The following is a 13,373-nucleotide window of genomic DNA, read 5'->3' as shown; positions in this document are numbered from 1 at the left end:
CCCGTGCTCCCGGGCCGGGCCGCGGTGGCGGTCGACCCGTCCGCGGACGACCGCCACCGCCGCCGTCATCGTCGAACCACTTTCCTCACCGTCATCGCCTGCCGGTCGGTCATCGCCTGCCCGTCCGTCGCTGCCTGCTCGTCGCCTGCTCGTCGCGTGCCCGTCGCCTCAGTGGGCGCCGGCGAGGGCGGCAGCGTCGAAGCCGGGGGCGAGGGCGCCGGGGTGGGCGTCCTGGAGGGCGCCGCGCTGCCCGGTGGCCGCCCGGTGCGCGATCTCCTGGCGGACCAGCGGCAGGACGTGGCGGCCGTAGTCGACGGCGTCCGCGAGGGTGTCGTAGCCGCGGATCGACACCAGGCTCGCGCCCTGGTCGACGTAGTCGAGGATCGCGGCGGCGACGGTCTCCGGGCTGCCCACCAGCGCGGTCGACGCGCCCAGCCCGCCGGTCGCGGCCGCGGTGCGGGTCCACAGCGCGCGGTCGTAGACCTCGGACTTCGCGGCGAACGCGAGGGCGCGCTGCGAGCCGACGTTCTGCGGGGCGCCCTTGAGGAAGGCGCGGGCCGGCCCGGCGTTGAAGGTCTGTTCGATCCGGGCGGCGTAGTCGAACGCCTTGCGCCAGGCCAGCTCGTCGGTCCGGGCGATGATCGGGCGGAAGGTCACCCAGATGCGCGGACGGTCGGTGCGGCCGGCCGCGGCGGCGATGCCGTTGACCCGGTCGATCTCCTTGCGCAGGTCGGCCAGCGGCTCGCCCCAGAAGCTGAAGATGTCCGCCTTGGCGCCGCCGACGCCGAACGCGGCGTCGGACTGCCCGCCGATCGAGATCGGGATGGTGGTGCCGTACGGCGCGAAGCCGGGGCCGAACTCGTCGAACTTGTAGAACTCGCCCTCGTGGCTGAATGGGCTGGTCTCGGTCCAGGCACGGCGCAGCAGGTCGATGAACTCCGACGTGCGCGCGTAGCGGCGGTCCTTGGGCAGGTAGTCGCCCTGGCGGGCCTGCTCGGCGTCGTTGCCCCCGGAGATGAGGTGGACGACGGCGCGGCCCTCGGTGAGCTGGTCGAGGGTCGCGAGCTTCTGCGCCGCCACCAGCGGGAACGTCGTGTTCGGCCGCAGCGCGACGATGGGCCGCAGGCGCTCGGTGAGCTGGCCGACGGCCGAGGCGAGGACGAAGGAGTCGGCGCTGTTCGAGCCGTAGGGCAGCAGGGTGTAGTCGTAGCCGGACTCCTCGAGGGCACGCACGTACTTCTTGAAGTACGGCAGGTCGATGCCGCGGCTCGGCAGCGGGTTCAGCTCGGTCGACGGGTTGAGGTGCGACAGGCTGATGAACTCGACCTGCGGGGACGCGGTCTCGGGGATCGCGGCGGGGTTGGTCATTGCGCCAGTCCTTTCGAAGCTGTCGTACGAGGTCGGGCCGGAGCCGGGGCGTGGTCGTCCCCGCGGGTCGTCGTCGTCGTGGTTCGTCCGTCTGATCGCTTCCGGGCACGCGGAAGGCCGTCGCGTGCGGGATCGAGGCGCTGTCGCGCGCAGGGAGCGTTGGAACAGGTCCGACCAGGGGATCGGGTCGCAGTGGCCCGGGGCGCCGGCCCGGTCAGGGCGGAGGTGCTTCGCGGGACCGGCCGGCCCGGGCCTGCGCCCCGGCGCCGAGCGCACGGTCGGACATCGCCCGGGTGGGGGCGGTTGAGGTCGGTGACGTGGCTGACGTGCGGGCCAGGACCGGGCAGGGGACGCCGGGGCCGGCGGGCGGACCGGGATGGCCGGACGGGCAGGGATGGCCGGACGGGCAGGGATGGCCGGACGGGCAGGGGCGGAAGGGGGCCCGATCAGCAGGGGCGACAGCAGGCGGACGCGAGGATCCCGTAATCGACGAACCGCCGGCGGGTGAGCACCCGCGCCGGGGCGGCCATGCGCGCCGGGCGGCGTGCGCGCACTGCAACCAGCCCGCCCGCGTTCCCACCCAGATTCCCTGACATGTTTGTCAGGATGATGGGAACTTGTTGGGCTGTCCAACGCCTATCCGCGATCGCACCGATCGGGATTCGTCATCGATCGAATCGGCCGGCGCTGGTGGGAGCAGGCCTACACCCTGGACGGGCGGCCGGATCGGCTGCCGACCACCGGCGTCGCCACCGGCGATCAGGCTGTTCCGCGGAACCGCATCACGTGCCCTGATCCTGTCTCGCCGTCGGCGATCATGGTGCGCCGCGGAACCGGGGCCCGCGTACCGGCCTTCCGGATATGATCGTGGAAACCCGATCGTCGCCGATGACATCGCGACTCTGCCCGCCGGCCAGTAGGCCGCTGAGGCGCTCTGCCGGTTGACCGGTACCGCCCGCGGACAGCGCGGCGCCGTGGTCGCGTCCAGCATTCTCACCGCTTGGCCGATGCCCCGCGTGGCAACGGCGTCATCGCGCTGACCCAGCCAGGTACATCCCCTGGTGCGGCGGTTTCCCAGGCATCACACCAGGGGATCCGCCGCCTTCGCATGCACCCGCCCAAGGAGATCCGAGCACCGTGAGTACATCCGACGACTTCGTCGTCATCACCGGCGGCCCCGGAGCCGGTAAGACCACCCTCGTCGACGAGCTCCAGCGGCGAGGGTTCCCCTGCATCCCCGAAGCCGGCAGGCGTATTCTCCAGGATCAGATCACCGTTGGTGGTCAGGCCCGCCACGAGGCGGATTCTTTGCTGTTCGCCGAGCTCATGCTGTCGTGGGATATGTGCTCCCACCGCGAGGCCACCCGGCAGGCAGGGACGGTTTTCTTCGACCGGGGCATCCCCGACGTGGTCGGCTACTATCTGCTGCTCGGCCAGCCGATTCCGGCACATGTGACCGCCGCCGCGCAGAAGTTCCGCTACCACCGCCGGGTCTTTCTCGCGCCGCCCTGGCCCGAGATCTACACGCGTGACCGCGAACGCACCCAGGATTTCGACGAGGCCGTCCGTACCCACGACGCAATGGCCGAGGCTTACACCCGCCACGGCTACCGCCTGATCAGTCTGCCCAGAACCGACCCTGACTCCCGCGTCGCGTTCATCCTCCAGCGACTGCCCCCCCAGCCGGAGAACTGAAGCGGGTGGCGCTGGCGATGGCCGTGGTCACGACCTTGCGGACGGCGTCAGGGTCCGGGGGAGTGCCGTCCCGGCCGGCGAAGAACAGGTGGCCGCCGCCGATCAGCATGAGCGCGAGCGTGTCGGTGTCGGCGTCCGCGGTGAGGCGGCCGAGGTCGCGCTCGGCGGCGAGGTAGGCGGCGACCATCGCGGTGGCCTCCGTCAGGACGGGGACGCCGGCCGTTCCGGTCCGGCGCAGGGCGGCGCGCAGCTCGTCGCGGGCGGTGACGAGGCCGACGACTGCCAGCGCGAGCGAGCCGAACAGGTCCGTCAGCGCGGCCGTGAGGTTGCTGGCGACGGTGCCGGTCCCGGCGCGTTCGCGCAGGTCGGCGCCCTGCCGGATGATTCGGGCGACGCGGTCGCGTACGAGTTCGGCGAGGAAGGCGTCGAAGTCGGCGAAGTGCCGGTGCAGGACGCCCTTGGCGCAGCCCGCCTCGGTGGTGACCGCTCGACTCGTCAGCGCGTTCGGCCCGTCGCGCAGCAGGACGCGTTCGGCCGCGTCGAAGAGCTGCTCGCGCACGTCGCGCAGGGCCACTCCGGTCGGCATCGTCTCATCCTCCTGCTTGCGGCGGGCTGCGTGCGGCGGGCTGCATGCGCCGGGCCGTTTGGGGTGGACCGCTCGTGACGGGGCTCGGCGCGATTGTCGAGTGGGCATGCGCCCATTAGAGTGGGCGCATGCCCACTCTACCTTCTGGGTCGGCGCGTCCTTCCGACCAGGAGCCACACCGCCACCGACCGATGGCGGAGTCGTTCGGCGCCGACCCCGATCGTTACGACCGGACCCGCCCCCGCTACCCCGAGGCCCTGGTGCGCCGGATCGTGGCGGCCGGTACCGGGCCCGATCTCCTCGACGTCGGCTGCGGGACCGGCATCGCCGCCCGGCAGTTCCGCGCGGCCGGCTGCCGGGTGCTCGGGGTCGACGTGGATGCGCGGATGGCGCAGTGGGCGCGGCGCAGCGGGATCGAGGCCGAGGTGGCGGCGTTCGAAGCCTGGGATCCCGCCGGCCGCACCTTCGACACGGTCATCGCGGGACAGACCTGGCACTGGGTGGATCCGGTCGCGGGAGCGAGCAGGGCCGCGCAGGTGCTGCGGCCCGGCGGTCGGCTGGCGGTGTTCTGGAACGCGGGCCAGCCGCCGGCCGGCCTGGCGGCGGCCTTCTCCGCCGTCTACCGCCGGGTGCTGCCCGACGCGTTGCTCTACCACCGGGCGATGCCCGGCCCGGACGGCTACTCGACGTTGCTCGCCAGGGCCGCCGACGGGATCCGCCGGTCGGGCGCGTTCGGCGAGCCGGAGCAGTGGCGGTTCGACCGGGAGCAGTCCTACACCCGGGACGAGTGGTTGGATCAGGTGCCCACCTTCGGCGGCCACAGCGCGTTCTCGCCGGCCACTCTGGCCCGGCTGCTGGCGGGCCTCGGCGCCGCCGTCGACGCGGTCGGCGGCGCCTTCCCGATGCGCTACACCGCCGTGGTGATCACCGCGGCGCGCACCGACACGGCGAAGGCGTACAGTCGTCCTGGCTGCCCAGAATAAGTGTATCGGCTCGTTTTCTCCGGTGTTCATGCGCCGGTCGGAAATGGCGGCCGAAATACCTCAGGGAGAAGTTCGTGCGCGCAATACAGTTTGCCGGGGTGCGGGACGTCCGCCAGGTCGAGGTCCCGAAGCCCATCATCGGTGCTGGTCAGGCCCTCGTCAAGGTCGCGGCCGCCGGCGTGTGTCAGACCGATATCCACGTCCGGAAATCGGCTGAACAGATGATTCCCGACGGGACGATTCTGGGCCATGAAATCGCCGGTGAGATCGTCGACATCGCCGACGGTTTCCCGCATTTCTCGCCGGGTTCCCAGGTGATCGTACATCCGGTCTGGTCCTGCGGCGTGTGTCGGATGTGTATCGCCGGTCAGGAGAACGCCTGCCGCAACACCGGGAACCGACTTCATCCGGCCCCGACGCCCGGGGTCTCCGTGAACGGCGGAATGGCCGACTACGTTGCCGTGAACGCCTCCGCGCTGGTCCCGGCCGATGGTCTGGACCCCGCCTTCGCCGCCGTGCTCGCCGACGCGGGCCTCGTGCCCTACCACTCCATCAGGGCCACTCTCGACCTGCTCGGCCCCGGGTCCACGGCGGTGGTCATCGGGATCGGCGGCCTTGGGCAGTTCGCGGTCGCGCTCCTGCGGGAACTCACCGCGGCGCAGATCATCGCCCTGGACATCAGGGACGCGTCGCTCGCCGCCGTCCGGGAGAAGGTCGACCACGCGCTGCGCTCCGACGATCCCGAGGTCGCCGCGAAGGTCCTGGCGGTCACCGGTGGTTACGGTGCCGACGTCGTCCTGGATCTGGTCGGCAACAACCAGACCCTCGCGCTGTCGGGCGCCGTCGTCGCGCCCTACGGCGCCATCCGGGTGCCGGGCCTCAGCGACGGGGTCTTCTCGTTCGAGACCTCGCAGACGTCGGTCTCCCTGCCGTGGGGCGCGTCGCTCACCCGCCCCTACAGCGGGAACCATCAGGATCTCCACGACCTGGTGGCGCTGGCCCGGACCGGTCGGATCACCGCCAACCTCAGCCGGTACAGCTTCGACGACGGCCTGCAGGNGTTCGACGACCTCGAGGCCGGCAAGATCTTCGGCCGCGCGGTCATCGTCCTGGCGGACTCGGCGAGCTGACCCGGCGAGCTGACCCGGCGACGCGGGGAGAGGCTGACGCCGCTGGTGTCCCGGCGGTCGTCGGCCGCGTCCCCCGGCCGTTCCTTGCGGCCGCCTCCCCGGGCCGTTCCTGCGGCCGTCGCCCCGGGTACCTCCACGATGCTCGACCGACAACGGTCAGCCATCGACCCGGGGGGAGTCACCATGACCAGCAGCACCGTGCCGCTCGCCGGCGTTGCCGTACCCGACACGAGCCTGGCCGCGCAGGCCACCGAGCTGGTGCGCGACGCCACCGACGACCTGATCTACCACCACTCGCGGCGGGTCTACTGCTTCGCCGGCCTGCAGGGCCGCCGCCGCGGGCTGAGCTTCGACCCGGAGCTGCTCTACGTCGCGGCGATGTTCCACGATCTCGGTCTCAACGAGGGGTTCCGCCGCAGCGGCCGGCGTTTCGAGGTGGACAGTGCCGACGAGGCACGCCGTTTCCTGCACGGGCACGGGATGCCCGAGGACAGCATCCGGCGGGTGTGGACGGCCATCGCCCTGCACACCACCCCGGGCATCCCGGAGTTCATGGAGCCCGAGGTCGCCCTGCTCACCGCCGGGGTGGAGTACGACGTGCTCGGAATCGGCTACCACGACGTCAGCGACGCCGACCGGGACGCGATCACCGAGCTGCACCCCCGGCCGGACTTCAAACGTCGTATCCTGCGCGCCTTCACCGACGGCATCGCGCCCAGGCCGGACACCACCTTCGGCAATGTCAAGGCGGACGTCCTCGCGCACTACCTGCCCGGCTTCCGCCGCCGCGACTTCGTCGACACCATCCTCGACTCCCCGTGGCCCGAATAACGCCGGTGATGCCACCCCGCGGGCCCGCTGCCGGCGTCGCGCTGCTCCTGCAGGCGGACATGTGGGACACCAGCGCGCTGGCCGCGGGCGGGGACGGCCTGACCGGCTACGACGCCATCGTGAAGCGGATCGGCACCCTCGCCGGCCACTTCGGCAAGCCGGTGCTCCTCCTGGAGGGCGACTCGCACGTCTTCCGGGTCGACCATCCGTTCACCCGCACGGATCCGCTCTACGGCATCCATCCGCTGGCACCGAAGGACCTTGAGGTCCCGAACGTGACGCGGATCGTCGTCGATGGCAGCGGCCAGGCGAACGACTATCTCAAGCTCAGCATCGACCCGTCGGCCCCGGCCGTCTTCAGCTGGTCACGCGTCAACTTCTGACGCGTGCTCGCCGCCACCGGGGTCCGCATCCCGGTGGCATAGGCCAGGCGCTGGCCGGGACCGTTGCGCTTCGCCGTGTACATGGCGATGTCGGCGGCGTTCAGCAGGGTCTCGGCGTCGGCAAGGTCCGGGTTTGACAGGGCCAGTCCGACGCTCCCGGTCAGCGTGACGGGGCGGTCGCACAGCCGGACCGGTGCCGCGAGTGCGGTCACCACCCGGTCGGCGATCGCCTCGAGGTCGGCGGTGCCGTCGACGTCCTCGCACAGGACGGCGAACTCGTCGCCGGCGAGGCGTCCGGCCACGTCGCCGGGCCGCACGGCGTGGGACAGCCGGGCGGCCGTGGTGCGCAGCAGGTCGTCGCCGGCCTGGTGACCAAGGGTGTCGTTGATCGCCTTGAAGCCGTCGAGGTCGACGAAGAGCACCCCGACCCGCCGTCCGTCGTGGTCGGCTCGGCGCAGTGCCCGGCCGAGGCGGTCGAGCAGTGCGGTGCGGTTCGGCAGGCCGGTGAGCCCGTCATGCAGCGACCGGTGGCGGATCTCGGCTTCCATCCGGAAGCGCAGGGCGGCCGAACCGAGCACCGCGGTGACCGCATGGACGAACTCGCGTTCCTGCTCGCCCAGCGGCGCCCGGTGCAGTTCGATCATTGCCAGCGGTCGATCGGGGCGGCCGACCGGCACCGTCACCCAGCCGGCGGCGGAGCGCGGCGGATCCCGCTGCGTTCCGGTCGGGACCTCCGGTTCGCGCCGATCCTCGCGGGCGAGCGGGCCGACCCGCTTCCCGTCCGCGTCGATACCGTAGGCCCGCACCAGGTCGGCGCCGAGATGGTCCGCCAGCGCCGTGACCGCCCGCTGCCACAGCTCGGCCGACTCGCGCGCCTCCAGGGCGCGGCGGCCCAGATCGGCGACGACCGCCTGCTCGGCGGACCGGGCCCGCACGCTGGCCAGCGCGAGGTGCAGGTCGGTGACGTCGCTGGCCACGGAGGCGACGGAGGTCACCCGGCCGCCGGGCCCCGGGATGGGCACGAGATGCACGTCGAGGCGGCGGCCGAACGCCTCGATGACCTGGTGGACGCGCTGCCCGTCGAGCGCCCGCCGCATGAGTGACGTCGCCTCCGGCAGGTAGGCGAACGACGTGAAGATGGACGACGCCCGCGCCTCCGCCAGCCCGGCGGCCGCCTCCGGACTGACGGTCCCCTCGCTGACGAGGACCCGCCCGCCGCGGTCGATCAGGAACATCGACACCGGCGTGTTCTCCACGATGAGCCGCAGCCGGTCCTGGGCGGCGATCTCCTCGGACACGTCCTGGAGATGGACGACGAAGTACTCCTCGCCGTCGGGATCGGTCCGCAGCACGATGGTGGCCAGGGCGTGGCGCAGGTCGCCGTCCGGCTGCAGCAGGCGGACCATCATCCGTTCCCGGCGTCGGCCGCTGGCCTGGCGGAAGCGGATCTGCGCGTGGAGGCGGGCATGGTCCGCCGGGGTGGTGATCTTCTCCCAGTCCAGGCCGACGACCTCGGCCTCGGGCCGGCCGAACAGGGCGCAGGCGGCCGCGTTGGCCCGGCGGATGCGGTGATCCCGCACGGTCGCCTCGACGACCGCGATGTCCAGAATCTCGATGAGATCCGGCTGCACATCCAGGGGCATGACTGTCCACCTACCTACCAGTGCGTTGCTATCGGGTCTCGTCGTACCCGGGCGCCTGGGCGGTAAGCAGATGTGTGCATTTAGTGATGACGTGACGGTGTGTGCGGAGCTGGCCGCCCGGCGGTCCGGGAGGTCAGTCGGACGGGTGCTGGCGGCTGTGCAGGTAGCGGCCGAGGGCCATGACGGGCCACACCAGCCGGTAGCCGTGGTAGTTGAGGTAGAAGAAGCCCGGGAAGCCGGTGCCGGTGAACATCTCCTCGTCCCAGCCGCCGTCGGGGCGTTGCTGCTCGGTGAGCCAGCGGGCCGCGCCGGCCAGGGCGTCGGCGTGGGCGGAGGCGCTGCCGTGGGCGGAGGCGCTGCTGTGGGCGGAGGCGTTGCCGTGGGTGTCGCCGTGGTCGGCGGCGAGCAGGCCGAGCATCGCCCAGGCCGTCTGCGAGGGGGTGGAGATCCCGCGGCCGGACCACGCCGGGTCGCCGTAGGAGCGGATGTCCTCGCCCCAGCCGCCGTCGGGGTTCTGCCGCGACAGCAGCCACTGCGCGCCCGCCCGCATCGCCGGGTGGGTCGGCGGGAGCCCCGCGGCCTGCAGGGCGGGCAGCACCGAGCCGGTGCCGTAGACGTAGTTGACGCCCCAGCGGCCGTACCAGGACCCGTCGGCCTCCTGGTTGCGCAGCAGCCAGTCGACGCCGCGCAGGGTGCGCGGGTCGCGGATCCGTCCCGTCTCGCAGAGCAGTTCGACGACGTGCGCGGTGACGTCGGCGGACGACGGGTCGGTCAGGGCACCGAAGTCCGCGAACGGAATCTGGTAGACGAGGGTGCTGGCGTTGTCGGAGTCGTAGGCCCCCCATCCGCCATCGCGGGACTGCAGGGCGAACAGCCAGGTCGTGGACCGTTCGAGAGCGGCGTCGACCCTTGTGCCCGCCGGGTGGCGCAGCCGACGCAGCCGGTTCAGTCGGTGCAGCGCCAGCACGACCTCGGCGGTGTCGTCGGTGTCGGGGTAGGTGTCGTTGTCGAACTCGAACGCCCAACCGCCCGGCGCGACGGTCGGGTGGGCGACGGCCCAGTCACCTCTGCGGTGCTGGACCTCCTGGCCGAGCAGCCAGTCGGCGGCCCGTTCCAGCGCTGTCGGAACCGTCGCGGGCTGCCCCGGGGCGCCGGTCGCGACCCGCTGGGTGGGCAGCGCGGGCGTCATGTCGACGTCGGCAGGGGCGTCGATGCCCGCGTCGGCCAGGGCGAGGACGGCCAACGCCGTGTCCCAGATCGGCGACTGGGAGGCCTCGACCATGCGGGAGCCGTCCTCGCGGTGCAGGGTGTAGGCGTCGAGCGAGCGCAGCGCGGCGGCGAGGACCGGATGGTCGAGGTCGTAGCCGAGCAGGCGCAGCGCGATGATCGAGTAGACGGCGGGCGGCTGGATCCCGCCGAAGCAGCCGTCCGCCTCCTGCCGGGCGATGATCCATCGTTCCGCGGTGCGCAGGGCGTGCCGGCGCAGCGGCCCGACCGGGTGGCGGTGGTAGCGGTGCAGTGCCGCGTCCAGCCCCCGGAAGAAGACCTTCGCCGTGTTCGGCCGGTCGGCTCCCAGGCGCCGCACGGCGTCCCGCAGCGTCCGCCCGCCGGCGGGGGGCCGGGCGGCGGGGGACTGGGCGGTGTCGGGGGACTGGGCGTCGGGGACCTCGTCGGCGCCCAGCTCGGCCAGGTCGAACGGCGCCGGGCGCCGGGGGCGCAACGCTGAGACGATCGTCAGCGGGACGATGGTCTGGCGGGCCCAGGAGGCGAACGAGTAGATGCTCAGCGGCGCCCGCGGGGGAAGGAACATGATCTCGGGCGGCAGGACCGGTAGATCCTCCCAGCGCCACCAGCCGAACAGCGCCAGCCAGATCCGGGTGAAAACCCTGGTCGCCGGGATGCCGCCACGCTCGCGGATCCACGCGGCGCTGCGCCGTAGCGGCTCGTCGTCGGCGGGGTCACCGGCGAGCCGCAGGGCGATGTAGCACTCGACCGTGGTGGACAGCTCCCCGGGGCCGCCGAAATAGGTCGGCCAGGAGCCGTCGTCGAGTCGCCGGGAGCGGATGTGCTTCGCGGTGGCCTCGGTCTGCTCGACGGTGCGGATGCCGAGGTACTCCCGCAGGAGGAGGTCCTCGGCGTCCATCGTCGGATTGGTCTCGAGGTCGAACTTCCACCATCCGTGCGGGTCCTGGAGGGAGAGCAGATGCTCGGCGGCCCGCTGGACCGTCTCCCGCAGGCCGTCCGCCGCGTCCTGGGACAGGGTGTCCGTGCGCCCGGGGTCCGGGGCGGGGTGCGTTCCATCCGCGCGGTCGACATCGCGAAGCTCGAGGTCAGGCACGGTGTGCGGGGTTCCTTTCGATGACGAGGCTGTCCAGGCAGATCAGGGCGGTGGCGGCGAGATCCGCGGGATCGGTGCTGTCCGAGGCGCACCAGGCGCGCACGGCGACCTGCACGGCGGCGAGGAACGCGAAGGCGGCCAGCGAGGCGTCGAGGTCCGTGCGTCGCGGCTGCGGGCCGTCGGGGTCGTCGCCCTCGACGAACTCCAGCGCGAACCGGTCGCCCAGGGCGACGATCCGGTTCTGAACCGCCCCGGCGAGCGCGGAGGCGTTGCCGATCGGCAGCAGATGATCGGTGTAGTGCCGCAGCGACTCGCCGTCCGGGCTCATGATCGTCCAGGCGTCGATGACCGCGGCGCGCAGGGCGGTGAGCGGCGGCTCGTCGGCCGGACGCCGGCGCAGGGCCGTCAGGGTGAGCTCGCCCATCTCGTCCAGCGGTGCGAGGGCCACCTCTTCCTTGTTCGCGAAGTACCGGAAGAAGGTGCGGACGGACACGTCGGCGCCCGCCGCGATCGCCTCGACCGTGGTCGTGTCGTAGCCGTTGTCATGGAAGAGGGCGTGCGCCACGTCGATGATCGACTGGCGCGTGCGGCGCTTCTTGCGTTCCCGCAGACTTTCCGTCTGCTGCTCGGACATCCCCCGAACCACCCGAAGATCTCGATGCGCCAAAACTGACATCTCGGAACATATGGCACGAACTGCCACATGGCAAAGGATGCCTACTGCGTCCGTGTGACAGTCGCCGCCAGTCGCTGTCCACCGCCGCCAGCCGACGCTCGCTCGGTGCCGCGAGTCGCGGCGGGCAGCGGGCGGCCACGACCCGGCGAGCCGGTGGCGAGGCGTGTGCGCAGGCGGGCCGGGTGCGCCCGCATGCGTGCTGACCTGGGGGGTTTGGTGGACCAAGGCCAGGCCGGACCGGAGCCGGGCGCCGTGGCCGGGCCTCGTGGCCCCGGCCGCCTCCTGCGCGCTTGTCCGCGCCGATCACCTGTACCCGCGTCGAGAGGACGAGCCCCCAGTGCCATTCACCTCCATGAGGAACCCGCCCGATGGTGTGCCGACTCTGATCGACCGACGCCGTCCCGAGGGCGTCGGACTCCGCCGGTCGCTCCCCGTCCGGCGACCCTCCCCGCAGCGCCTCGTGCCTCGCCCGTGTCGGCCCCAGGCTCGGCGGCGACGATGACCGGCAGAGCCGCTGCTGCCGGATCGACAGGGAGCGGCGTCATGGTCGCCATCGGGGGAGAGGGGCCGGAGGGGCGGGGCCGAGGGCGCTGCAGGCACGTGTTCCACGCCCCCGTTGCCTTGATCTGCCGGTGGCCGGGGGTAGCGACAGACACCTGCTCTGACCGTGTAACATCGCAGACGTGCGCGGGTGAGACACCCCGCGACCACCTGTCCGGGTGGCGGAATGGCAGACGCGCTAGCTTGAGGTGCTAGTGCCCTTTATCGGGCGTGGGGGTTCAAGTCCCCCCTCGGACACTCTAAGTAATCAAACAGCTACCAAGGGTAGCTGTTTTTTCTTTGGCATGAGTTCCCCGGCACTGTTACACCCGTGGATTCCATCGTCGCGCAGCTGCCCATCAGTCATGATCGAGTAATGGGTCGGGGTGTGGTCCGTCCGCCAATGCCAGTGCCGGAGTTCGTGGGGTTCCGGTTCCCGTCGGAGGCGATCATGCTGGCGGTTCAGTGGTACCTGCGGTGAGCATTGTCGTACCGCGACGTCGAGGAGCTTCTCGCCGAGCGTGGCATCGGCGCCGGCCGGTCGAGGTCGCCACGGACAAGGCACCTGCCTATCCACGGATCCTCGATGAGCTGCTCCCCGAAGCCTGTCACGTCGACGCCGCCAGGAGAACACCCGGATCGAAGCCGATCATGGCCGGCTCAAAGCCCGGCTCCGGCCGATGCACGGGTTGAAACGGCTGCTGTCCGTCCAGACGGTCAGTACCGGGCACGCCCTTGGTCCAAAACATCCGCCGCGGCCACTACGAGCTCGCCGTCGACACCGACACGCGGCTGCGGCTGGCCGCCGCGTTCACCAAACTCGCCGCCGCCGTCTGACCGGCTCGCCATGACCGCTGCCATGCCGGCTCTTCGAAGTTAGGCGGGGTTGAGGCATCCGCGGGCTCGACGGGTGGTTGNGCAGCGTGTTCGTAGGCGCTGGTTGGTGGGGTTGCGGTATCCGTAGGCGTTGCGGGCGTCGAGTTTGACGACGCGGTTGTAGCCTTCGCTGGCGGCGTTGGTGATCGTGGTGTGGAGGAACGTTTCGATGCAGGTCCACCAGGTGCTGACGGTGGTGGCGAGGCGTTCGAGCTCGGGGACGTCGGCGTCGGCGCACCAGGTGTAGAACCTCGCGAGCCGGTGGGAGATCGCGGTGCGGTCGGGGTGGGTGCCGGCGAGAGCGAGCAGTGCGCGGAGCTCTTC

The 13,373-nt window shown here is 71.7% G+C and carries 11 protein-coding genes, 1 tRNA gene and 2 pseudogenes; 7 read left to right on the top strand and 7 right to left on the bottom strand.

The genetic code is table 11. The features are described 5' to 3' along the window. Positions 1-168: 168 nt before the first annotated feature. Complete coding sequence (locus UK82_RS19000; protein ID WP_055408498.1) at positions 169-1,368, bottom strand: LLM class flavin-dependent oxidoreductase; 1,200 nt, start codon at positions 1,366-1,368, stop codon at positions 169-171. A gap of 1,137 nt (positions 1,369-2,505) precedes the next feature. On the opposite strand from UK82_RS19000, the gene UK82_RS18995 reads away from it, so the two are divergent. Beyond that, positions 2,506-3,063, top strand: a complete 558-nt coding sequence (locus tag UK82_RS18995; RefSeq protein WP_044887680.1) for an AAA family ATPase — start codon at positions 2,506-2,508, stop codon at positions 3,061-3,063. Here the strand turns inward: UK82_RS18995 and UK82_RS18990 are convergent. Next, positions 3,026-3,649 (bottom strand): TetR/AcrR family transcriptional regulator, encoded by a 624-nt coding sequence (locus tag UK82_RS18990; RefSeq protein ID WP_044887681.1) that lies wholly within the window; start codon positions 3,647-3,649, stop codon positions 3,026-3,028. The two genes, UK82_RS18995 and UK82_RS18990, sit on opposite strands and share 38 nt — an antisense overlap. A 128-nt stretch (positions 3,650-3,777) precedes the next feature. Here UK82_RS18990 and UK82_RS18985 point away from each other — a divergent pair, with 128 nt between their 5' ends. Further along, on the top strand, positions 3,778-4,632 hold the full coding sequence (locus UK82_RS18985; RefSeq protein WP_055408496.1) for a bifunctional 2-polyprenyl-6-hydroxyphenol methylase/3-demethylubiquinol 3-O-methyltransferase UbiG: 855 nt from the start codon (positions 3,778-3,780) through the stop codon (positions 4,630-4,632). Positions 4,633-4,706: 74 nt separating this feature from the next. Then, positions 4,707-5,691, top strand: a pseudogene (locus UK82_RS18980) (alcohol dehydrogenase catalytic domain-containing protein); the annotation flags it as partial. A gap of 1 nt (position 5,692) precedes the next feature. Here UK82_RS18980 and UK82_RS38675 read toward each other — a convergent pair. Then, positions 5,693-5,899 (bottom strand): hypothetical protein (locus UK82_RS38675; RefSeq protein ID WP_236706130.1); only part of this gene is annotated, 207 nt, incomplete at its 3' end. A 46-nt stretch (positions 5,900-5,945) separates the two neighbouring features. On the opposite strand from UK82_RS38675, the gene UK82_RS18975 reads away from it, so the two are divergent. Beyond that, entirely contained in the window at positions 5,946-6,593 is a 648-nt protein-coding gene (locus UK82_RS18975) for an HD domain-containing protein (RefSeq protein ID WP_055408492.1), read from the top strand. Positions 6,594-6,601: 8 nt separating this feature from the next. Further along, positions 6,602-6,976, top strand: coding sequence for a hypothetical protein (locus tag UK82_RS18970; RefSeq protein WP_236706129.1), 375 nt, complete (start codon positions 6,602-6,604; stop codon positions 6,974-6,976). Here the strand turns inward: UK82_RS18970 and UK82_RS18965 are convergent. The 3 genes from UK82_RS18965 to UK82_RS18955 form a co-directional block, all read right to left on the bottom strand. Continuing rightward, positions 6,910-8,619, bottom strand: a complete 1,710-nt coding sequence (locus UK82_RS18965; RefSeq protein ID WP_055408487.1) for a bifunctional diguanylate cyclase/phosphodiesterase — start codon at positions 8,617-8,619, stop codon at positions 6,910-6,912. The two genes, UK82_RS18970 and UK82_RS18965, sit on opposite strands and share 67 nt — an antisense overlap. 133 nt (positions 8,620-8,752) lie before the next feature. Beyond that, positions 8,753-10,957: a squalene--hopene cyclase gene (shc, locus tag UK82_RS18960; protein WP_055408485.1), complete on the bottom strand. Its 2,205-nt coding sequence runs from the start codon at positions 10,955-10,957 to the stop codon at positions 8,753-8,755. Beyond that, positions 10,950-11,591 carry a TetR/AcrR family transcriptional regulator gene (locus UK82_RS18955; RefSeq protein ID WP_044887687.1) on the bottom strand — a complete coding sequence of 214 codons (642 nt, stop codon included), beginning with the start codon at positions 11,589-11,591 and terminating at the stop codon, positions 10,950-10,952. Before UK82_RS18955 ends, shc begins: the two co-directional genes overlap by 8 nt. A 755-nt stretch (positions 11,592-12,346) precedes the next feature. Here UK82_RS18955 and UK82_RS18950 point away from each other — a divergent pair. Together UK82_RS18950 and UK82_RS18945 are read left to right on the top strand one after the other, a co-directional pair. After that, positions 12,347-12,431, top strand: a tRNA-Leu gene (locus UK82_RS18950). Between the two features lie 151 nt (positions 12,432-12,582). Beyond that, positions 12,583-13,010: pseudogene (locus UK82_RS18945) on the top strand (DDE-type integrase/transposase/recombinase). An 81-nt stretch (positions 13,011-13,091) separates the two neighbouring features. Here UK82_RS18945 and UK82_RS18940 read toward each other — a convergent pair. Then, the coding region (locus UK82_RS18940) for a transposase (RefSeq protein WP_236706128.1) at positions 13,092-13,373 on the bottom strand (282 nt) is incomplete at both ends.

The sequence above is a fragment of the Frankia sp. ACN1ag genome (genome assembly GCF_001414035.1).
Classification (GTDB): Bacteria; Actinomycetota; Actinomycetes; order Frankiales; family Frankiaceae; genus Frankia; species Frankia torreyi.
Note: the sequence above shows the minus strand (reverse complement) of the source record. Positions and strands in the feature narration are given on the sequence as shown.

Coding starts and splice junctions, on each gene's coding strand:
- UK82_RS19000 (WP_055408498.1), bottom strand. CDS start 1,368: ATGACCAACCCCGCCGCGATCCCCGAGACCGCGTCCCCGCAGGTCGAG.
- UK82_RS18990 (WP_044887681.1), bottom strand. CDS start 3,649: ATGCCGACCGGAGTGGCCCTGCGCGACGTGCGCGAGCAGCTCTTCGAC.
- UK82_RS18985 (WP_055408496.1), top strand. CDS start 3,778: ATGCCCACTCTACCTTCTGGGTCGGCGCGTCCTTCCGACCAGGAGCCA.
- UK82_RS18975 (WP_055408492.1), top strand. CDS start 5,946: ATGACCAGCAGCACCGTGCCGCTCGCCGGCGTTGCCGTACCCGACACG.
- UK82_RS18970 (WP_236706129.1), top strand. CDS start 6,602: ATGCCACCCCGCGGGCCCGCTGCCGGCGTCGCGCTGCTCCTGCAGGCG.
- UK82_RS18965 (WP_055408487.1), bottom strand. CDS start 8,619: ATGCCCCTGGATGTGCAGCCGGATCTCATCGAGATTCTGGACATCGCG.
- UK82_RS18955 (WP_044887687.1), bottom strand. CDS start 11,591: ATGTCCGAGCAGCAGACGGAAAGTCTGCGGGAACGCAAGAAGCGCCGC.